Source organism: Actimicrobium sp. GrIS 1.19, assembly GCF_035984655.1.
Classification (GTDB): domain Bacteria; phylum Pseudomonadota; class Gammaproteobacteria; order Burkholderiales; family Burkholderiaceae_D; genus Actimicrobium.
Genome location: NZ_JAXCHT010000016.1, coordinates 65,147 through 86,886, shown reverse-complemented (window position 1 = coordinate 86,886; position 21,740 = coordinate 65,147). Strand labels below are relative to the sequence as shown.

Genomic DNA, 21,740 nt, shown 5'->3' with positions numbered 1-21,740 from the left:
GCATCAAAGAGTCACGTGGTTTTGCCTGCCGCCCTGCCATTCAGATCCAGCTGAACAGGGCAAGACAGATACCATGGCCAGATCAACCTCCAGGCAGGACACACGGCAATGAAATCGAAGACTCCTCCACCGGCCAGGCCGAGCGCACAGAACCCCGCCGAGATCGCGCGCGAGGCGTTCAGCAAGCTGGCCGCGCGCCGGATTGCACCGACGCCGGACGCGTACCGCGAAGCCTACGACGAAATTGCCGGGAGCACGGCCAGGCCGAATGCCGAGCAGGTGTTGCTCGACTTTGCCACCTCGCTGGTTGGCCTCAAAAGCCAGCTCGATGACATCCGGTTGTTCGGCAAGCGATTCGACAGTGCCGCCAAGGCGCGCGACTGGCCGGCGTATTCGAAAACCCTGGGCGAGCTGACCACTGCGCATCTGACCACACTGCCGGTCGCCGCGCCGGCGCCGCTGCCGATGGCGGTGATCGCTGCCGCAGTCGCGCCGGCGCGCGGCGCATTGATCGATGACCAGCAACCGCGCATCCTGCGCGACCTGCTGGCGCGCACCCTGCTGCTGGCGGTGGCCGCCCTGCTCAATACCGCGCCGGAACTGGCGGCAGAAGCCGAAGCGCTCGGACGCGCGGTGCGCGATGCGTTGACCGACGACAAACTCAATGACATCAGCGTCCGCCTCAAACAGCTCTGCTTCAAGATTGAAATGCGCGCCGGCGACGCTGCCGAAGAACAGGACCTGCTGCTGCGGCTGTTCCGGCTGCTGCTGGAGAATGTCAGCGAACTGACCGAAGAAGACAGCTGGTTGCATGGCCAGGTAGAGGGCGTGCAGCACCTGCTGTCGGGCCCGATCAACCATCACGCGCTGCTCGACGCGACCCGCAGCATGAAGGATGTGATCTACAAGCAAGGCATGCTCAAGCACAGCCTGACCGAAGCCAAGATCACGGTCAAGAACATGATGATCACGTTTGTCGACCGCCTCAGCGCACTGGCTGCCAGCACCGGCGATTATCACGAAAAGATCGAAGTCTATTCACGCCAGATCACGCAGGCGCCGAACATCACGACACTCAACAAGATTCTCGAAGATGTCATGCGCGACACCCGCAACACGCAGTCCGAAGCGTTGCGCTCGCGCGATGAAATGATCGTCGCCCGCACCGAAGTGCAGGCTGCCGAGCATCGCATTCTGGAACTCGAAGCCAAGCTTGAATCGATGAGCGAACTGGTGCGCGAAGACCAGCTGACCGGCAGCCTGAACCGGCGCGGCCTCGACGATGTGTTCGAGCGCGAACTGGCGCGCGCCGACCGGCGCAAGTCGCCGCTGTGCATCGCGATGCTGGATCTGGACGACTTCAAGCGCCTCAATGACACGCACGGCCATGTCGCCGGCGATGAAGCACTGGTCTATCTGGTGCGGGTGATCAAGGATACGTTGCGCACCATGGACGTGCTGGCACGGTTTGGCGGCGAAGAATTCCTGATCCTGCTGCCCGACACGACCATCGAGGATGCCACCTTGACCGTCACCCGGCTGCAGCGCGAACTGACCAAACGCATCTTCATGCACAACAACGAGCGGCTGCTCATCACCTTCAGCGCCGGCGTGGCGGTACGCGTCGGCACCGAAGACCAGACCTCGCTGATTCAGCGGGCCGATGCCGCGTTGTACAAGGCCAAGCGCGCCGGCAAGAACCGCGTGGTCAGCGCCGAGTAAGCGACCTCACCCGCGCGTGAACAAGTCCCACGACAGCTTGGCGATCAGCACCACCAGCAGCACCAGAAACAGCACCCGCACGAATGACGCGCCTTTCTTGACCGCGATCCATGCCCCCACCAGCGCGCCGAGGACGTTGCACGCCGCCATCGGCGCGGCAATGGCAAACACCACTTTGCCGGCCGGGATGAAAAACAGCAGGGCCGCCACGTTGGTCGCCAGATTGACCACCTTCGAACAGGCCGACGCCAGCACGAAATCAAACGCGAAAAAGCGGATGAACAAAAAGATCAGGAAGCTGCCGGTGCCAGGACCAAACAGCCCGTCATAAAACCCGATGATGCCGCCGATGACAACCGCCAGCACATGGTCGCGCGGCGTGATCGTGCGCACGCGCATCAGTGCGCCAAAGTCCTTCTTGATGAAGGTATAGATTGCCATGATCACGAGCAAAGCCAGCACCACCGGCCGAAGCAGATTCTGCGGCACTGACGATACGGCAGCGGCGCCCAGAAACGCCATCGCAAACGCGCTGGCCGCCGCTGGCAGCACCAACCGCCATGGCACGGCAATCCGGCTGACATAGGATTTCGCGGCAAACGCGGTACCGCAGGCCGACGCCATTTTGTTGGTGCCGAGCAGCGTCGCCGAAGGCATTCCGGGCAGGAGATTGAACAAGGCGGGGATCTGGATCAATCCGCCGCCACCGACGGCGGCATCGATCATGCCGGCGAAAAAGGCAAACAGGCACAGCAGGGACAGGGTCAGCATTGGTCGGGAGTGCGCAGTGTGTTCATAGGCGCACGGTCATGAACACACTGTTCGGATCGTCGGTGTACGCGCCGAACGGCCCACAACGGGTGAATCCAAAACGCGCATACAGCGCCTGGGCGGGCTTGAACGCATCTTGCGAACCGGTTTCAAGGCTCAGCTGCAGGTAGCCACGTGATTTTGCGGTTGCAATGATGTGCGCAAGGATGGCACGGCCAGCTCCTTGGCGGCGCTGTGCCGTGGGCGTGCGCATCGACTTGATTTCGCCATGTTGATGGTCCAGCTCCTTGAGCGCGCCGCAACCCAGCAGAAGCGACTGCTTCCACGCCGACCAAAATGTGATTCCCGGTTGTCGAAGTTTTTCCAGATCGAGGGCGTGAACGCTCTCTGGCGGAGATATCGCACGCATGTCCTGCAAATGTTCACTGAGCAGCGCATGGATTTCTGGCCGCGAGAGGTCGTCGATTTCAATCTGCATGGTTGGATTGCTTTCGTTCTAATTTTTTGGGGATCCTTGCGGCCAGAAGTGTCTCATTTTTGCTTCCTGCAAGGAACAAAGATTCGCATCCAGGAACGACCTCTACAGGCGATACCCACAAAGAATGCCCGTCGGCCAACCACAACGCCAGCCATTCCGGCCTTCGACGGATACCGCGCCGGCAAACAGTCTGCACTGACTGAAGCGGGAAACAGGCCACCAAAATAATGAATTTAAGCAACAATATGGTAGAGTCATGAAACGAACCCAAGGTAACAACGGTCGCGTCAACAGGACGACCCACCATTGGTGAATTAAATATATTACCAACAGGTAACATTTTAATCCTGTAGATTGACAAGCGCGCGACGCAGCTTTGCCACTTTCCCACCTGTCTTCAGTCATCCCAGGATCGCTGGTTTCATCAAGGGCCTGCCCATCGCGTGCGCATTGAAAGAAACGACCGAAGGCGTCACCGCTTTGCCCCCAGGAATTTAATTCAACGTTAATTTCTATACAACTTCAGGAATGAGATGGATACCAACAAATTTAACGGCGTCACTGTTCAAGCGCGCATCTGGATAGGATTTGCGTTTGTATTGGCAATGATGATCGTTCTGACCATCGTCGGCGTCAGCCAGGTGAATTCCATTTCCCAGGGACTGAAGACGATTGGCGACGTCAATAGTGTCAAGCAACGCTATGCAATCAACTTTCGGGGCAGCGTGCACGATCGGGCGATTGCCGTTCGCGACGTGATTCTGGTTCCGTCGGAGGCTGAATTGCCGCCAATCCTGGAAAAAATTTCCAGCCTGACTGCGGATTACGACAAGTCCGCCCTGCCGCTGGATAAAATCTTCGCTGAGGCAACTGGTGTCAGCGCCGAGGAAAAGGAGATTCTGGCCCTGATCAAGGAAACCGAGACGCGCGCGCTGCCAATGATCAAGAAGATCATTGAACTGCGCCAGGCTGGCAATGCGGATCAGGCCAAGCAGATGATGCTCACCGACGCCCGTCCGGCCTTTGTCGAATGGCTTGCGCGGATCAACAAACTCATTGATTTTGAAGAAAACCTGAATCGCGCCGAGTCGGCCGCAGCGCGCAGCACGGCCGCCGGGTTTCAGGCGCTGATGCTGGCAATGTGTGTTGGCGCGCTGGTCATTGGCGCGGTTGTCGCCACCGTCATTGGGCGCAGCATCACCAAGGCACTGGGAGGCGAACCAGGCCAGGCCAGTTCAATAGCCCGTAGCATCGCCTCCGGCGACCTCAGCGTTGTCATCGACGTCCATTCGCATGACAAGACCAGCGTGCTTGCCGCGATGAAGGACATGCGCGACAGTCTGGTCACGATCGTTGGTCGGGTGCGCAGTGCCACCAATACCATTTCGGTAGGCTCGTCTGAAATTGCGTCCGGCAATCAGGACCTGTCGATGCGGACCGAGCAGCAAGCCTCCTCATTGGAAAAGACCGCGACCTCGATGGCTGAGCTGACCTCAACGGTCAAGCAAAACACCGACAACGCGAGACAGGCCAACCAACTCGCGGTCACGGCCTCGGATGTCGCAGTCAAGGGCGGCGCGGTAGTGTCGCAGGTCGTCGATACCATGGGCTCGATCAACGAGTCGGCAAAGAAAATCGTCGATATTATTTCGGTCATTGACGGCATCGCCTTCCAGACCAATATCCTGGCACTGAATGCCGCAGTGGAGGCGGCACGGGCCGGCGAGCAGGGACGCGGATTTGCGGTGGTTGCGTCAGAAGTGCGCAACCTGGCGCAACGCTCGGCTGCCGCGGCCAAGGAGATCAAGCAACTGATCGGCGATTCAGTTGAAAAAGTCGATGCCGGTGGCAAGCTGGTCGCCGAGGCCGGCAACACCATGATCGAGATCGTCGACAGCGTCAAGCGCGTGACAGACATCATGGCCGAGATCATGGCAGCCAGCCAGGAACAAAGTACCGGCATCGAACAGGTCAACCAGTCAATTTCACAGATGGATCAGGTGACGCAGCAAAACGCTGCGCTGGTGGAGCAGGCGGCGGCGGCGGCATCCTCGCTGCGGGAGCAGGCAAACGAGCTGACGCAGACCGTGACGGTATTCAATCTGGGCAATGGCCAGTCAGGCATGGCAGCACCGCGCCAGGCACTGCCATCAACAGCAACGCTGCCGGCGCGCAAAGTGCTTCCCGTCAAGACAGCCGCAGTGGCGCACAGCCGTTCCGCGCCGGCACTGAACAAGCCTGCGCGGGCAGCCGCCCCGACGTCATCCGACTGGGAAGAGTTTTAACTTAGATTCGTCCACAAGAATCGCTGCATGCAGCGATTTTTCAGATTCCGCGAGCGCTGTTGGCAACAACAGCGGCTTTTCCGGATACGAACTGGCGACCGGCGCCGAGCGCCCGCTTTCGCCGCCTCCTGATAATCCTGCTCAGTCCCGCGCTTCGCCCCGTTGCGCACGTATCGAAAAAGCCCGCAAATCGCCATAAATGCATTGCGCGGCGTAAGTACGTTTTGCGGCGTCAAAAAGAAAGTCATCGCCGACGTCACGCTGAATGTGCAGCTGCATGCGCCTTTCATTTTCAGGCAACCAACGCTCACCAAAGACGCCCATATACTTGACCTTGCATCCGCTATCTTCCAGAAAGCTCAATGAGGTCTCGTATATTTTTTGATAATTTGCCGAGTGGGCATCAGGAAGAAAAATCAGGATAGCCAGGTCACGGACGTTCAACCGGCATAAAAAATGGATTGAAAACCCACTGGCATTGCGCAACTCAAAGGTCAATGCATTCTGATTTTCCGAAACGACCTTGAGACCGAAACCATCCTGGACAACCGAGGTCCCCAATGCATCGCCCTGCTTGACCAGCGCCGCGCCAAAGGCACGAGGTATGTCTTCGTACAGAAATTTTTTGGTCTCGTGTTGAATGCGATTGAACGAATTGGATGACGCGTACAGCAGGATCAGCCCCCACCCACCCCATGCGGTGACTGCAAACTTGATCAGGTCGATGCTTAACGCCTTGATTTCCAGGTCGTGCCAACGCAGCTTCGTCATGACCAACAGACTGATTGCGACAATCAAGAACCCCGCAAGACCGACACTTACAAAACGCCGCTGGCCACTACTGAGAAAAATAAACTTGCGGGTTTCGAACATCTAATTCCTCTTATAGAAAATTGCAACTTGCCCGATTCTCACTGCGGCCCTTCAACCGTGTTGACCGCCCGCCACTTTGCCGGGCACATCAGACGGTTTTTGTCAGCACGCCAAAATTTGCGTTGGGGTCGGATCAGCGGGAAAAGACAATGTTGTCCAGGCCAAAATAGTTCTGCACGCGCTTGCGGCTTTGGATATGAAAGCCGGCATCCGCAAGAATTTTCTCGCAGGCGGAATAACGTTCACCGGTCTCTTCCAGTTCGATAAAAATCTTCCTGAGGCCCGGGCTCTTCAAGACACCCGACATGCCTCTCAAGACCTGTTCTTCGCTGCCGTCAACGTCAATTTTTACGTAGTTCGGACTGGCGATTCCGGTCAGCTTCAGGAAGTCATCGAGGGTGTATTTCAGGACAGCCTGTTTGTAGTCCGGAGCAAAGCTCTTGTCGCTGCGCTGGACCGGATTGTCGACTATCTTCAAATGACCACCGGCTTCAAACTTTTCAACATAGACAGTCCCGAGTTCCATCTTGTCAGAAATGGCGATATTGAAGTTTGACACGGCGTGTTTGTGGGCGGCGTGATTCAGGTACGTGTTGTAGTTGAGCAGGGAAAAATTGGCCACTTCCGGTTCGAAGCAAACCACTTTTTTTGCAGTCGCAGCGGCATAGAGCGAAAAAATACCGTTGCTTGCGCCGATATCGAAATAGACGTCATCGTCGGGAATGGCGTCAATAAAATCCAGCAATTCCGACTCGATGTGCTCCTGTCCGAAGGCGTGCCACAGCAGGCGCTTGGTTGGCGTGTGAAATACAAACTTCTTTCCCCTGACCTCGGAGCGGGAAAGCTGGTCGATTTTTTCTATTTCTGCAACGCGACGCACATTGTCCTGTCCTGCTATTTCCCCAAGATCGACCCGCTCGACCAGCGGCGCCGGATGCAAGCCTGCTGCCAGGCGCCGTTCATATTCTTTGATCTGATCTGACTCTTCTTGTGTATGCGTGTGCTTTTCCATTGCCGATCTCGCCCGTGAAAACATGTGAACATCGATATTACCTTTGGCGTGTGCTGGTTGACAGCAAAACAGAGGTGGCCGCGTCATCCAGCGTCGCACCGGCGTGGCGTCGTAATTCGTCCGCCTACCCAATCGGCGCCAGCAACCCCAGCAAATCCTCCATCCCGAACTTTGCCGCCAAGGCGCCATCGCTGCCCAGCACACCCTCGGCGAGCGCGCCCTTGCGTTCCTGCAGCGCCAGAATCCGTTCCTCGATGCTGCCCTCCACCACCAGTTTGTAGACCAGCACCGTCTGCGTCTGGCCGATGCGGTGCGCGCGCGCGGTGGCCTGCTCTTCCACGGCCGGATTCCACCACGGATCGAGATGGATGACGGTGTCGGCCGCGGTCAGGTTCAGGCCGACCCCGCCAGCTTTCAGGCTGAGCAAAAACAGCGGCACGTCACGATTCTGAAAACGCGCCACCACGGCGCCGCGCTCGGCCGGCGGCGTGGTGCCAGTCAGCGCCAGCCACGGCAGCTGCAGACGCGCCAGTTCCTGCGCGACCAGCCCGAGCAATTCAGTGAATTGGGAAAACACCAGCACGCGCCGGCCCTCGGCCACCAGCGCCGGCAGCATGTCGGCCAGCAGCTCCAGCTTGGCGCGCTCCATGCCCGCCGACATGGCAGCGCCTTTGAGCAGATACGGATCGCAGCAGACCTGGCGCAGCTTGAGCAGCGCATCCAGAATCGTGATTTGCGCCGCGTCGAAGCCGGCCCGGTCGAGCACCTTGCGCACCTGCTCGTCGGAGGCGACCCGCACACTTTCGTACAACTCGCGCTGCTGGCCCTGCAACTGCACGCGCTTGACGATGTCGATGCGCGGCGGCAGTTCGGTGGCGACCTCGGCCTTGCGGCGGCGCAGGATGAACGGCCGCACCCGTTGCGCCAGCAATTGCGCGCGCAGCGTTTCGCCGTTGACTTCGATGGGTGTGCGCCACAAGCGTCTGAAGCTGCGCTGGTCGCCCAGAAAACCGGGCAGCAGGAAGTCGAACTGGGTCCACAACTCGCCCAGATGATTTTCCAGCGGCGTCCCGGTGATGCACAGCCGGTGCCGCGCCTGCAACCGCCGGATCGCACGGGCGCTGCGGCTGGCGGGGTTCTTGACGCTTTGCGCTTCATCCAGAATCAGCAGATGAAACTGCTGCGCGCGCAGCCGGTCCAGATCGCGCCAGACCAGCGCATAGGTGGTCAGCACCACATCGTGTTGCGCCATCCGGCTGAAGTCGACGCCACGCTCCACGCCCTGCAAGGTCAGCACGCGCAAGTCCGGCGCCATGCGCGCCGCCTCGGCCTGCCAGTTGAACAACAGCGAGGTCGGCAGCACCACCAGTGCCGGACAGTCGAGCCGCCCGGCCTGTTTCTCGATCAGCAGATGGGCCAGCGCCTGCGCGGTTTTGCCGAGGCCCATGTCGTCGGCCAGAATCCCGGCCAGATGCTGTTGGCGCAGATACTGCAGCCAGGCCACGCCATGCAGTTGGTAGGGCCGCAGCGTCACGCCCAGACCCGACGGCGCCGCCACCGGCGTGATGCCGTCGGTGTGGCGAAGGCGTCGGGCCAACTGGTGCAGGCCTGCTTCGCCCTGCAGCTGCCACAGGCCTTGCGGTCCGGCGCGTTCGGCCTGGCTGTCGTGCAGGCTCTGGCGCAACGCCTCCAGGCGCCAGGCATCCCACGCCGACAACGGCAGCGGGCCCGGCTTGCGGCGCGGGTCGCCCAGCAAGTCCAGCATGTGGCTGACGATCGCCTTCAATGGCGCGGCCTGCGCCTCGATGCGTTTGCCGCCGGGGGCGCGCAACATGATCAGCGCGGCATCGTCGATCAGGGCCAGCTGGTCGGCGTGCAGCCAGCGCTTGTCGCGTTGCAGCAGGTTGGCCAGCAACGGAACCAGATCGATGGTCTGGCCCGCGACCTCGATGCCCAGCGACAGCATCCACGAACTGTCGGTGGCGGCGCCGCCGAGCTTGCTGATGGCACGGGCGCGTCCGCGCAAGGGCGCGGCGACCTCCTTGCCGAGCACCTCGCCATCGGCCGGATCGACCAGCAGATGCCAGGCGTCGACGGTCACGCTCTCGTGGGCAAAACCGGGCCGCACCACGATGCGCCAGCCGTCCTGCTGCAAGCCGGGCAACTGATCGGCCCAGAAATCGCCATAGAAATCCTCCTGCAGCAAGCTCCATAACGGTTGCTCCGCAGGCAAGGCACTGACGCTGCGCCATTGCAGCGCCTCGGCGGGCAGACGATGAAAGCCCAGCTCGGCCAGGCGTTCCTGCGTGCCGGGATCGTCACTGTCGAGCATGGCGACCGTGACGTTGCTGCCGCGCGGACCGAACAATCCGGTCGGGCGCAGGCCAAGCAGCCCGTCGCCGCGCGTCAGCGTTTGCAGGGTCAGGCGCGGTGCGGTCGGGGACTGCGGCAAGGTGTTCATCAGGAACGGCGGGGCATGGTGGTCGATGCCGCTGATTATCCGCGATGCATTGATGAATCCGTTAAAAAGAGCGGAAGAAACTCCGCTCCAGCAAGCTTTGCGCCATCACCCGATCGCTTAATCTGGGATGCTGCCACAGGTCGATTACCGACTACACTCTGGTCAGAACAATGAGCGAGGAATTCCGATGGGTACGCCCAAGCCGATTTATGTCACGCAGCCGTACCTGCCTGCGCTTGCCGACTTCATTCCGTATCTGGAAAAAATCTGGGACAGCAAGATCCTCACCAACGGCGGGCCGTTCCACGCCCAGCTCGAGGCCGCGCTGTGCAGCTATCTGGGCGTCGAGCATCTGGCGCTGTTCACCAATGGCACGATCGGGTTGATCACGGCGTTGCAGGCATTGCGCATTACCGGCGAGGTAATCACCACACCGTATTCGTTTGTCGCCACCGCCCATTCGCTGCTGTGGAACGGCATCAAGCCGGTGTTCGTCGACATTGATCCGCACACGCTCAACCTTGATCCGTCCAAGATCGAGGCCGCCATCACGCCGCACACCACCGCGATCATGCCGGTGCATGTGTACGGTCATCCGTGCGATGTCGATGCGATCGAACGGATTGCCGATAACTACAACCTGAAAGTGATCTACGACGCCGCGCACGCGTTCGGGGTGCAGTGCCATTGCGGCAGCGTGCTCACGCATGGCGATCTGTCGGTGTTGAGTTTTCATGCGACCAAGGTGTTCAATACGTTCGAAGGCGGCGCGATCATCTGCCCGGATGCCAAGACCAAGGTGCGCATCGATCATCTGAAAAACTTTGGCTTCGTGGATGAAACCACCGTGGTCGCACCCGGCATCAACGGCAAGATGAGCGAGTTCAACGCGGCGCTGGGACTGCTGCAACTCAAGGAGATCGATACGGCACTGGCGCGACGCAAGCAGATCGACGCGCTGTATCGCCGGCTGCTGCCGGAGATCGCCGGCATTCGCATCCTCCGTGACGGTGGCGAGGTGGTCTCGAACCACGCCTACTTCCCGATCATGGTCGAGACTGACTATCCGCTCAGCCGCGATGCCCTGTACCAGAAGCTGCGCGATGCGCAGATCTTTTCGCGCCGCTACTTCTATCCGTTGATCTCGAATTTTCCGATGTACCGTGGACTGGCCTCGGCCAGCCCGGACAATTTGCCGGTGGCGACCGAGGCCGCGCGCAAAGTGCTGTGCCTGCCGATTTCGCCGGCCCTGACCGATGACGACGTGCACCGCGTGGTCGATTGCCTGCGGCGGGGATGACATGGAAGCCATGACTGCGCGACAGCAATTCGACGCCGACGGTTTTTACATCGCCAGGAATTTGCTGGATGCCGGCGTGGTCGACGTCTGTGCGCAGGACATCCACGCGGTCTTTGCGCAGCAAGTCGCGTTGCTCGGCCTGCCCGACGCCGGCGACCTGTTCGGCAACGCCCGGGCCCTGCATGGCGCGCACATCGAGCAGTTCAAGAAAGTGCTGGCCGCATTGTGGCGCTTGCAATCGGTCGGTGCGCTGCTCAATGCGGCGCCGATCATGGCGGTCCTGAAGAAGGTGTTCGGCTTCGGCCCGGTGTTCGTGCCAGGCGGCCAAACGGTACATGTACAATCGGCCGAGCTGAAGATACCGGGCGGGTATTTCGGCCTGAAGGCGCATCAGGACTGGCCCTCGGTGCAAGGCAGCCTGGATGGTTTGGGAGTCTGGGTGGCGCTGTGCGCCATCGACGCCAACGCTTATCCGCTGGAGGTGGTGCCGGGTTCGCACCGGCGCGGCCTGATCGCGCCGGCCGGCAATCAGACCAGCGGTCTCTGGGTGGTCGACGCGCTCGATGACGCCGCCTTCGTACCGGTCTGCGTCAAGCCCGGTGACGTGGTGTTCTTTTCGAATTTTCTGGTCCACCGCAGCGGCCTTGCCGGTCGCAGCGATTTTGTCCGGATCGCCTGCAGCACCCGCTTCGACAATGGCGGCGAGCCCAGCTTCGTTGCGCGCGGCTTGCCGTCGGCGTACACGCGCGCGGTGCAGCGCGAATTGATGGATTTTGCCGATGTCGATGCGGTCAATCGCAGCCTGCCCGGAGGCATCGCAGATTGAACCGCCTGGCCATCATGCAGCCGTACTTCCTGCCGTACATCGGGTACTTCGCGTTGATGGCGGCAAGCGACCGCTTCGTGCTGTTCGATGATGTCAACTTCATCAACCGTGGCTGGATCAACCGCAACCGGATCTTGATGGATGGCCATGATCACCTGTTCACGGTGCCTCTGCAGGGCGCCAGCCAGCATCTGCCGATCAATGCCATCGCCGTGTGCGACGACACACCGTGGCGCAAAAAACTGCTGCGCACCATCGAGCAGGCGTATCGCCCCGCACCATTTTTTGCCCAGACCTTCGCGCTGCTGAACGAGATCATCCACACCCCCGAGACCAATTTGTCGCGCTACGTCGGCGCCTCGCTGACGCTGCTGCATGACTTCCTCGGGCTGCGCTGCACGATCATCCCGTCCTCGACGGTGTACGCGAATGCGGACCTGAAAGCACAGGACCGCATCCTCGATATCTGCCGTCAGGAACAGGCCACGCAGTATCTGAACCTGCCGGGTGGACAGGCGCTGTATCAGCCTGCCGCTTTTGCCGGGCAAGGCGTGCAACTCGACTTCGTGGCATCGCCGACTGGCACGTATGTCCAATTCGGCGCACCATTCGTGCCACACCTGTCGATTATCGACGTACTGATGTTCAACGGCCGCGCGGCCACGGCGGCAATGCTGGAGCACCATGACTGCTGACACCAGAAAACACCAGGCTTTGGTCGATCACTACGCGCAATGCCTGCAACGCTACGGCGATTCGCACCTTGGCGTCGACTGGCCCAATGCGGCCGATGCCCAGACCCGCTACCGCGTCATGCTCGAATGCATTCGCGAGCCGGACGAGGCGGTCACGCTGCTCGACTTCGGCTGCGGCGCGTCGCATCTGCTGGACTTCATGCACGCCCACCGGCTCGACCGGATCGCCTATTCCGGACTGGACGCGGCGCCGGAGTCGATCGCGCTGTCGCGCCAAAAATATCCGGACACGCCCTACTACCTGATGGATGTGCTCGATGGCGATGACGCATTGCCGATGTTTGATTACATCGTCATGAACGGTGTGTTCACCGAAAAACGCGAACTGTCGTATGGCGAAATGTTCAACTATTTCAGCCAGCTGTTGCCGCTGGTCTTTGCCAAGGCGCGGCGCGGCATCGCCTTCAATGTCATGGCCAAGGCGGTCGACTGGGAGCGCGACGACCTGTTTCATGTGCCGACCGATGATCTGATCGCGTTTCTGGTCAACCAGCTGTCGCGCCAGTTTGTACTGCGTAACGATTACGGCCTGTACGATTACACCACCTACGTTTACCGGGAGCCCGATCATGGCAAAAGTCATCCTCTTTGGCGTCAAGGACTTCGCCGAACTGGCGCACTACTACCTGACGCATGATTCGCAGCATGTGGTGGTCGCCTTCAGCGTGAACCAGGAATATCTGCCCGAGGGCGGCGTATTCTGCGGCTTGCCGGTAGTGCCGTTCGAAACTGTCGAGACGGTGTTCCCGCCCGGCGAATTCGCCTTCTTTGCCCCGCTCGCACCGCGCGGCATGAGCCAGCCGCGCGCCGAGGTGTATCGGCAGATCAAGGACAAGGGCTACGAACTGATCAGCTATGTGTCGTCGAAGGCAACCATGTTCGACAACCCGATCGGCGACAACTGCTTCATCCTCGAAAACAATACGCTGCAGCCGTTCACCACCATCGGCAATAACGTCGTGATGTGGAGCGGCAACCACATTGGCCATCACGGCCGCATCGATGACCATGCGTTCTTTACCTCGCATGTGGTGCTGTCGGGTCACTGCATGGTCGAGTCGTACAGCTTTTTCGGCGTCAATGCGACCATCCGCGACGGCATGACGATCGCCGAGGGCAGCTTCATCGCGATGGCTGCGGCGGTCTGCAAGTCGACCGAGCCGTGGGGCGTGTACCGCGGCAATCCGGCAGAGCGGGCCAAGATGTCCAGCAAGGACCTGAAATTCTGATGCCGATGCAAGTCACCCTCTGGCAAAAGAAGGGCCTGATCTTCGAACCCGACGGCCAGCTCGACTGGGCCCGCACGCATGCCCAGGTGCCCACCGTGGACGTACTCGACGCCGAGCGCCTGCGCATCTATTTCAGCAGCCGCGATGCCGGCAACCGCAGCCGCATCGGCAGCATCGATGTCGCCGCCGCCGATCCGCGCAACGTGCTGCAGGTGCGTCCCGATCCGGTGCTCGGCCTGGGCGCGCTCGGCGCCTTCGACGATTGCGGCACGATGCCGTCGTGGCTGCTCGACCATGGCGGTCGCAAGTATCTGTATTACATCGGCTGGAACGTGCGCACCACCGTGCCGTATCACAATGCCATCGGCCTGGCCGTCAGCGACGACGACGGCGCCAGTTTTCAACGACTGCATCAGGGCCCGGTGATGGACCGCACCGCCGAGGAGCCGTTTTTCTGCGCGACCTCGTGCGTGTTGATCGACAACGGTGTCTGGCGCAACTGGTATCTGTCGTGCACCGAATGGATCGACACCGGTGGCGTGCCGGAGCCGCGCTACCACCTCAAATATGCCGAGTCGCGCGATGGCGTGCACTGGGAGCGCAAGGGTATCGTCGCACTGGACTATGCCGGTCCCGATGAAGGCGGCATCGTGCGTGCTTCGGTACTGCGCGAGGGCGCGCTCTACCGCATGTGGTTTTCGTACCGCAAGACCATCGGCTACCGCGACGATGCCGCCAGCAGTTACCGGATCGGGTATGCCGAATCGACCGACGGCATTGTCTGGCAGCGCAACGACGCGCTGGGTGGCATCGATGTCAGCGCCGCCGGATGGGACGCCTTCATGGTCGCCTATCCACAGGTGCTGGACATCGGCGGCGCCCTGCATCTGTTCTATAACGGCAATGGCTTTGGTCGCAGCGGCATCGGCTATGCAGTGGCCGCGCCCTGCGCCTGACACCAGTCGCGCCATATCCCACGCAATAACGCTTCCAGATTGCGCGTCAGCGCCACCGGATCTTTCAGCGTGTTGGCGGAAAGTCGGGCCCGGATGGTCTGGCGCACTGCATCCAACCCGGCCGGATCGGTCGCCAGCGCCACTGCGGTATCGATGTACTGCTCCGGCGAGGTGGTCACGAATTGCGGCAAGCCTGCCACTTGCAGCGCCGCTGCGGTCCCGCGCGATACCGAGGTCTGACCGGCCAGCGTCAGGATTGGCACGCCCATCCAGAGCGAATCGTTGGTGGTGGTGCCGCCAGTGTAGGGGAAGGTGTCGAGGGTCAGGTCAATCCGGTGATAGGTGGCCAGATAATCGAGCAGCGCCATCTTCGGCAACAGCACCAATCGTTCCAGACCAATGCCCTCGGCGGCAAAGTTCGCCAGCAGGCGAGCGCGCGCCTCAGGTTCCTGCAGATTACCCAGCATCAGCCGGGACGCCGGCAAGCGTTTGAGTATCTGCGACCAGACCGCAATGGCATACGGCGTGATCTTGATCAGATTGTTCAGGCAAGCGAACGTAAACGGCGCGCCATGCAAGCATGGCAAGGGATTGACCTCGGGGCAACCGGCGGCAGGCTGATAGATCACGGCGCTTTCCAGGCGCAGGATTTTCTCGGTATAGAACTGATCGGTGACGCCGACCGGATCGAGCAACGCATCGGATATCCGGTAATCCATCGCCGCCAGCCCGGTCGTGCCGGGGTAGCCATTGAAGGTCACCTGCAGCGGCGCCGGTTTGCGTGCAAATGTCAGCAGCCGGTTGCCCGCCGTATGACCGCTGAGATCGATCAGGATGTCGATGCCATCAGCGCGAATGCGCGCCGCCAGCTGGTCTGCATCCAGGTGCAGACACGGCACCCAGTGCTGCACCGCGGCGCGCATGCGCGCATTGGTCGCATCGTTCAGATAGTGGTTGTAATAGCAAAAGACCTCGACCTGCCCGGCATCGTGATGACGCAGGATGGGCTCGATGAAGCGCGCCACGGCGTGATCGCGCAGATCGGCCGACACATAGCCAATCCGGATGCGCCGCGCCGGGTCCGGCGTGTTGGCGTGGGTGACATTGCCGGCGGGTTCGAACTGCTGCGCGAACCGTGTGTGCTCGGCAAACAGCTGCGCCGGTGTCAGGCTCGGAGAATACTGCAGCGCCAGCAACAAATTGCTGTGCGCGAGCGCGTTATCCGGTCCCAGTGCCAGTCCCCGACGGTACAGCGCGATGGTCTCGTTCAGTCGCGAACGCGCCTGCATGGTATCGGCCAGATTGAACCAGCCGGTCGGGTCGTTCGGGCTGAGCACGGTCGCCCGTTCGAAAAACACGGCGGCGTCGTCGGCCCGACCGTCGCGCAGCAAGGCCGAGCCCATCGAATTGTTGGCCAGGACGTTATCGGGCGCCAGTTCCAGTGCTTGCGCAGTCACGCGGACCGCCTCGGCGAACTGGCCGGCCAGCGTCAGCAGTATGCCCAGGCTGCAGAGAGCGCCAATGTCGGTTGGTCGCAGCGCGATGGCCTTGCGGTAGCTCTCGATTGCCGCATCGGTCTCGCCCAGGCCGCCGAGCGCTGCGGCCAGATTGCCGTGGGCATCCGCGTTGTCCGGATCGTCTTCGATGACGCGCCGAAACTGTGTCGCTGCCTCGTCCTGCTCGCCCAGCTTCATCAAGGCGGTGCCAAGGTTGTAAAAATAGCGCGGCTCGTTCGCGTTCTGCGCGATGGCAGCGCGCATCCGGGCAACCGCCGCAACGGTCTCGCCGTTCTGGAAGTCGATCAGGCCACGCAGGTGCAGCGCGTCCGCATGTTGCGGCCTGAGCGCCAGAATTTGATCGTACAAGTCGCTGGCCTGCGCCAGCATGCCGCGCTGGTGCTCGACCAGCGCCTGCTGCAGCAGCGATGCCAGCGGATCCACCGGCGCCGCGACGCGGGCGTCGGCAAGTGCACAGCATTGCTTGTATTTCTTGCCACTGCCACACGGGCATGGGTCATTGCGCTGCACTTTTTGCTTGGACATGGACGGGGCGGACGCGCTAATCGAGGGATGTGCGGAGTTTATCTCAGGCAGCGCTGGACAACACGCGGGATTCCGGTCAGATACAGCCGTCGTTCACGCACCCTGGCCAACCGGTTCAGGTGGTCGACCGTCCGCACAAGCCGTTCGAGGCGCAATATCATGCTCTATGTATAGTAGTGACGATCTGATCGTGCCCGGCTGCACCAGCGAGGTGCCCTGTTCGCACGGCGAGAGCGTCAATCTGAAGGGCTGACTGGACCTGCTCGCCACCCCGCGCGCATCCTGAGCACCGTCGATGGCCAAAGTTCCGCAGTAATCACACAGTGAAACCGCCGAGAAGAGCCCCTGAAATGGGCTTTAGCCTCGCTTTGAATGACGCGGCAGGCCACTAAAATACAAAAAACCGAAAAAAGCGAAATATTTTCGACTGAATTGAAAATACTTCGATGAATATCTCTCAAGTCATTGATTACATTGAGCAATACCGCAACAAAACGGCGCTTCCGGGCAGCAAAAATTGGCCCTAAAGTTTTAATGAATCTGGTCGAAGAGGAGATGTGGGGTTCGGCACGGTTGTGTCGGCGCAGCGCAAAAAGTACGTTGCCCACATTAAACTTTTTGGAGCACCTACCGATAAAGATTACAACAGCGGTCTGCACCCTCCCCTAAAGAGATGAAGACCAAAGTTGACCCGGCTTGAAAAGGCCATCGTCATCGGACCCCATACTCTAGGAGCTACATCATGGCCTCATTCATTAATACCAATATTTCGTCCCTCAATGCACAGCGCAACCTGACCACGTCGCAATCCGCATTGGCTACCTCGCTGACCCGCCTTTCGTCCGGTCTGCGCATCAACTCAGCAAAAGACGACGCCGCCGGCCTGGCAATTTCCGAGCGTCTGACTTCGCAGATCCGCGGTTCCGATCAAGCTGGCCGCAACGCCAACGACGGTATCTCGCTGGCGCAAACCGCTGAGGGCGACCTGGCACAGATCGGCAACAACTTGCAGCGTATTCGTGAACTGGCAGTGCAGTCCGCCAACGGTTCGAACAGCGCATCGGATCGCGCATCGATCAACAACGAAGCCAAAGCCCTGTCGGCTGAAATTGACCGCGTTGCACAAAGCTCGTCGTTCAACGGTAACAAACTGCTCGACGGTACGTTCAACTCACAAAGCTTTCAAGTTGGCGCCAACGGCACTTCAGCCGACAGCGTCACCATCACCTCGATCTCCAGCGCACGCATCGCCTCACTCGGCGGCAGCGGCACCTCGACCTCGACCACCACGACCGGTACCGCAACGACGACCGCGCTGGCAGCCGGCGACCTGACCCTGAACGGTGTTCAAGTCGGCGCAACCAGCACCGGTGCCGCACCAGGCCAATCGTCAGCAAGTGCCTTTTCGATCGCTGCAGCAATCAACTCGGTATCGTCGACATCAAGCGTCACGGCAACCGCCAACGCCACGACTGTCAGCGCAACCGCAACGACCTTCGCTGCCGTCACCACTGGCGCCACCTTGACCGTCAATGGTATTCAGATCGGTTCGATCGCTGCCGGTGGTAACGTTGCCGGCTTCGGCGCCAACACGGCCGCCGCCATCAACGCCGTATCGGGCCAATCCGGCGTCAGCGCCGTGTCGGACAGCTCCGGTCAAGTTACCTTGACCGCTGCCGATGGCCGCGACGTCATCCTGGGTGCTGGTTTCACTGCCGCGACCACCGGTCTGGCTGCTGGTACCACGCACGGCACCGTGTCGCTGGCATCGAACGCAACCGGCGGCATTTCAGTCGGTGGCGGCGGCGTCGCCAAAGCCGGTCTGGCCCTGGGTGTTGTCGCTCCATCGACCACACTGACCGTCAACAGCATCTCGTCGATCGATCTGTCGACCGCAACCGGCGCCACCAACGCGCTGGCCGCCATCGACGGCGCGCTGACCACGATCAACAGCTCCCGTGCGGCGCTGGGTGCGGTGCAAAACCGTTTCGCATCGGTTGTCACAAGTCTGCAAACCACGTCGGAGAACTTGAGTGCATCACGTAGCCGGATTCAGGATACTGACTTCGCCCACGAGACCGCCTCGCTGACCCGTGGTCAAATTCTGCAACAAGCTGGTACGGCAATTCTGGCCCAGGCAAACTCGTTGCCGAACGGTGTTCTGTCACTGCTGCGTTAATATCAGGCAGCGTAAAAAACAGCGATCCTTCGGGATCGCAACTTTGGGACGGAAACCGGGCGACCGCTTTCCGTCTTCCCACTAGTAAAGGGGAAAGTCATGGCTATCACCGCAAGCGCAGGCGTCGGCTTTACAGCGCCGAGCGTCAATGTGGATCAGGCACGCGTCACACCGCAGCCGGTCACAACCGCGTCCATTGCTGTCGAAAAAACAGCCAGCGCCAACCCCGCCAAAACGGTTCAGGCGCCCGCGCCCACCGAACCCGAAGTCAAGCAATCGCTCAATGCGGTTAACAAATATTTAAAGGTGAATTCGAACGGTCTCGAATTCAGCCAGGACGAAGACACCGGCAAGACGCTGGTCAAGATTGTCGATACCGCAACCGGTACCGTGATCCAGCAAATCCCGACACAGCAGGCAGTCGATATTTCGAAAGACCTGAGCAAGCTGCAAGGCTTGCTGGTCAAGGACAGAGCCTAAGCGCTCACGAGGGCGAACATCATGGGAATTTCTTCACCAGGACTGGGCTCGAATCTCGACGTCAATTCGATCGTCAGCCAGCTCATCGCGGTCGACAGTCAGCCGTTGACCATCTTGAACAAACGCGAAGCCAGCTTCAACTCCAAGCTGTCGGCCATCGGCAGCGTGAAAAGCGCGCTGTCGACCTTTCAAAGCGCGGTACTGGCACTGTCTGACAGCAGTAAATTCCAGGGTGTCAAAGTCAATGCCGCCGATGCCACCATCGCCTCGGCGACCGGCACGTCGATCGCCGTTCCGGGTACGTATGCGCTCGAGGTCAGCCAACTCGCGCAGGCCCAGAAGCTGGTCTCGGCAGGACGTGCCAACAGCACCGATGTGATCGGCAGCGGCACCCTGACCTTCGATCTCGGCACGATCAGCGGCGGCACATCGACCGGTGGCGTGTATTCCGGCGCGACCTTCACCAGTGCCGCAGGCGGCCTGAAAACCATCACGATCGATCCCAGCAACAACACGCTGGCCGGCATCCGCGACGCCATCAACACGGCCAGCATCGGCGTCACCGCCACCATCATCAACGACGGCAGCGCCACGCCGAACCGGCTGGTCCTGACTGAAAACAGCACCGGTATCGCCAGCAGCCTGAAGATTTCCGTGACCGGCGACGCGGCGTTGTCGTCGCTGCTGGCGCACGACCCGGCCGGGGCACAATCGCTGACCGAAAACATCAAGGCGCAAAACGCGCTGTTCAAGGTCGATGGCATCTCGGTGTCAAAGACAGCCAACACCGTCACCGACGTGATTCCGGGCGTGAGCCTGAATCTGGCCGGCAAGTCCGCCGCCGGCGTCACCACCAATGTCACGGTCAGCCGCGACAGCTCGACCATCGTCAATTCGGTCACGCAGTTTGTCGCCGCCTACAACCAGATCACCCAGACCCTGAGCGACGTGTCGAAGTATGACCCGGCCACCAAGACCGCCGCCGTGCTTAATGGCGACTCGTCGATCCGCTCGATCCAGTCGCAGATCCGCAATGTACTCAACACACCTGTCGGCGGCGGCAACAGCGCCTTCACGCTGCTGTCGCAGGTCGGTGTATCGCTGCAGAAGACCGGCCAGCTGACGCTCGATTCGACCAAGTTGCAAGCTGCCGTGACCAGCAATTTCGCCGATATCAAGGGATTGTTTGCCGCCGTCGGCAAGAGCACTGACAGCCTGGTCACGTTTTCGGGCGCCACCTCGGTAACCAAGGCGGGCGCGTATCCGGTCACCATCACGCAACTGGCCACGCATGGCACGGCAGTCGGCGTCGGCGCGGTCAGCGGTTCGGGCGTGGGCAAGACCACCGGATCGGCTGCCGCCGGGCTGACCATCGATGCCAGCAACGACACCTTGAGCGTGCTGCTCGATGGCGTCACCACCAGCGTGTCCCTGACCCAGGGCGTGTACGCCAACGCCGACGACCTGGCCGCCAACGTGCAGGCGCAAATCAACGCGGCCGGCGCATTTGTCACGGCCGGATCATCGGCCACCGTCACCAATAACGCCGGCGTGCTGACGATTGCCTCCAACGCCAGCGGTGCCAGTGCAGCCGCCAGCGTCAGTGGCGGCAATGGCAAGACCAATCTGCTCGGCGCCAATCCAAGCGTCGCATCAGGCACCGACACGGTCATCACCGCTGGGGTCAACGATACGCTGGCGGTCCAGCTTGACGGTGTCAGCAAGACCATCACGCTGGGAGCGGGCAATTACAGCCTGACCTCGCTGATCGCCGAACTGCAGGGCAAGATCAACGGCGCCACCGAGTTTTCGGGCGTCGGCAGCAGCGTCAAGATCACGCAGAACGCCGGCATCCTGACCGCCACGTCGAACAACTACGGCAGCACCTCGGGCATTCTGTTCGGCAGCGGCACCGCATTGACCACCCTGTTCGGCGGCAGCGCGACGGCTTCGGCCGGTCTGAATGTCGCCGGCACCATCAATGGCGCGACTGCAATCGGCAACGGGCAGTTGCTGACCGGCGCCACCGGCGACGACTCGGAAGGTCTGAATGCGATCATCGATGGCACTGCACTGGGCGCACGTGGCACCATCAATTATTCGCAAGGCTATGCGTACCAGCTCAACGTTCTGGTCACCAGCCTGTTGAGTTCGAACGGGCCGGTCACCTCGCGGACCGACGGCATCAATGCATCGATTGCCAGTATCGAAAAAGACAAGACGTCATTGAACAATAAATTGGCGGCCAACGAAAAACGTTATCGTGCCCAATTCACGGCGCTGGATCAGGTTGTCAGCGGCTTGACGACCACCAGCACCTTCCTGACCCAACAACTGGCGAATCTGCCGAAGAATTGATAACGGAGGCTTC

17 protein-coding genes are annotated in these 21,740 nt (G+C 60.7%); 11 read left to right on the top strand and 6 right to left on the bottom strand.

Annotated features, from left to right (window positions below):
- The first annotated feature begins 108 nt into the window (after positions 1–108).
- The gene (locus RCH09_RS12670; RefSeq protein WP_326941464.1) at positions 109–1,722 is read left to right on the top strand and encodes a GGDEF domain-containing protein; all 1,614 of its coding nucleotides are present in this window, start codon (positions 109–111) and stop codon (positions 1,720–1,722) included.
- A 6-nt stretch (positions 1,723–1,728) separates the two neighbouring features.
- Here the strand turns inward: RCH09_RS12670 and RCH09_RS12665 are convergent, their stop codons facing one another.
- Complete coding sequence (locus RCH09_RS12665) at positions 1,729–2,493, bottom strand: sulfite exporter TauE/SafE family protein (protein WP_326941463.1); 765 nt, start codon at positions 2,491–2,493, stop codon at positions 1,729–1,731.
- Between the two features lie 22 nt (positions 2,494–2,515).
- Positions 2,516–2,971, bottom strand: a complete 456-nt coding sequence (locus tag RCH09_RS12660; RefSeq protein ID WP_326941462.1) for a GNAT family N-acetyltransferase — start codon at positions 2,969–2,971, stop codon at positions 2,516–2,518.
- 533 nt (positions 2,972–3,504) lie between these two features.
- On the opposite strand from RCH09_RS12660, the gene RCH09_RS12655 reads away from it, so the two are divergent.
- Positions 3,505–5,256: a methyl-accepting chemotaxis protein gene (locus RCH09_RS12655; RefSeq protein WP_326941461.1), complete on the top strand. Its 1,752-nt coding sequence runs from the start codon at positions 3,505–3,507 to the stop codon at positions 5,254–5,256.
- Positions 5,257–5,397: 141 nt separating this feature from the next.
- Here the strand turns inward: RCH09_RS12655 and RCH09_RS12650 are convergent, their stop codons facing one another.
- The 3 genes from RCH09_RS12650 to RCH09_RS12640 all read right to left on the bottom strand — a co-directional run bounded on the left by RCH09_RS12650 (position 5,398) and on the right by RCH09_RS12640 (position 9,593).
- The gene (locus tag RCH09_RS12650) at positions 5,398–6,129 is read right to left on the bottom strand and encodes a hypothetical protein (protein ID WP_326941460.1); all 732 of its coding nucleotides are present in this window, start codon (positions 6,127–6,129) and stop codon (positions 5,398–5,400) included.
- A 133-nt stretch (positions 6,130–6,262) separates the two neighbouring features.
- The gene (locus RCH09_RS12645; RefSeq protein ID WP_326941459.1) at positions 6,263–7,141 is read right to left on the bottom strand and encodes an FkbM family methyltransferase; all 879 of its coding nucleotides are present in this window, start codon (positions 7,139–7,141) and stop codon (positions 6,263–6,265) included.
- Between the two features lie 124 nt (positions 7,142–7,265).
- A complete protein-coding gene (locus RCH09_RS12640) occupies positions 7,266–9,593 on the bottom strand; it encodes a DEAD/DEAH box helicase (RefSeq protein ID WP_326941458.1) in 2,328 nt (775 codons plus the stop codon).
- A 196-nt stretch (positions 9,594–9,789) separates the two neighbouring features.
- On the opposite strand from RCH09_RS12640, the gene RCH09_RS12635 reads away from it, so the two are divergent.
- Genes RCH09_RS12635 through RCH09_RS12610 form a run of 6 tightly spaced genes read left to right on the top strand, consistent with a single transcriptional unit; the run spans position 9,790 to position 14,668 of the window.
- Positions 9,790–10,902 (top strand): DegT/DnrJ/EryC1/StrS family aminotransferase, encoded by a 1,113-nt coding sequence (locus RCH09_RS12635; protein ID WP_326941457.1) that lies wholly within the window; start codon positions 9,790–9,792, stop codon positions 10,900–10,902.
- Between the two features lie 10 nt (positions 10,903–10,912).
- Positions 10,913–11,728, top strand: a complete 816-nt coding sequence (locus tag RCH09_RS12630) for a phytanoyl-CoA dioxygenase family protein (protein ID WP_326941456.1) — start codon at positions 10,913–10,915, stop codon at positions 11,726–11,728.
- A complete protein-coding gene (locus RCH09_RS12625) occupies positions 11,725–12,423 on the top strand; it encodes a WbqC family protein (protein WP_326941455.1) in 699 nt (232 codons plus the stop codon). Before RCH09_RS12630 ends, RCH09_RS12625 begins: the two co-directional genes overlap by 4 nt.
- Positions 12,413–13,120, top strand: a complete 708-nt coding sequence (locus tag RCH09_RS12620; RefSeq protein WP_326941454.1) for a class I SAM-dependent methyltransferase — start codon at positions 12,413–12,415, stop codon at positions 13,118–13,120. Before RCH09_RS12625 ends, RCH09_RS12620 begins: the two co-directional genes overlap by 11 nt.
- On the top strand, positions 13,053–13,712 hold the full coding sequence (locus RCH09_RS12615) for an acetyltransferase (protein ID WP_326941453.1): 660 nt from the start codon (positions 13,053–13,055) through the stop codon (positions 13,710–13,712). The genes RCH09_RS12620 and RCH09_RS12615 overlap by 68 nt, the downstream gene beginning before the upstream one ends.
- Before the next feature lie 5 nt (positions 13,713–13,717).
- Positions 13,718–14,668 (top strand): hypothetical protein, encoded by a 951-nt coding sequence (locus RCH09_RS12610; RefSeq protein WP_326941452.1) that lies wholly within the window; start codon positions 13,718–13,720, stop codon positions 14,666–14,668.
- Here the strand turns inward: RCH09_RS12610 and RCH09_RS12605 are convergent.
- Complete coding sequence (locus tag RCH09_RS12605) at positions 14,641–16,710, bottom strand: O-linked N-acetylglucosamine transferase family protein (RefSeq protein ID WP_326941451.1); 2,070 nt, start codon at positions 16,708–16,710, stop codon at positions 14,641–14,643. The two genes, RCH09_RS12610 and RCH09_RS12605, sit on opposite strands and share 28 nt — an antisense overlap.
- A gap of 742 nt (positions 16,711–17,452) precedes the next feature.
- Here RCH09_RS12605 and RCH09_RS12600 point away from each other — a divergent pair.
- The 3 genes from RCH09_RS12600 to fliD all read left to right on the top strand — a co-directional run bounded on the left by RCH09_RS12600 (position 17,453) and on the right by fliD (position 21,727).
- Positions 17,453–18,889, top strand: a complete 1,437-nt coding sequence (locus RCH09_RS12600; protein ID WP_326941450.1) for a flagellin N-terminal helical domain-containing protein — start codon at positions 17,453–17,455, stop codon at positions 18,887–18,889.
- 99 nt (positions 18,890–18,988) lie between these two features.
- The gene (locus RCH09_RS12595) at positions 18,989–19,369 is read left to right on the top strand and encodes a flagellar protein FlaG (protein WP_326941449.1); all 381 of its coding nucleotides are present in this window, start codon (positions 18,989–18,991) and stop codon (positions 19,367–19,369) included.
- A 21-nt stretch (positions 19,370–19,390) separates the two neighbouring features.
- Positions 19,391–21,727: a flagellar filament capping protein FliD gene (gene fliD, locus RCH09_RS12590; RefSeq protein ID WP_326941448.1), complete on the top strand. Its 2,337-nt coding sequence runs from the start codon at positions 19,391–19,393 to the stop codon at positions 21,725–21,727.
- Positions 21,728–21,740: the final 13 nt, after the last annotated feature.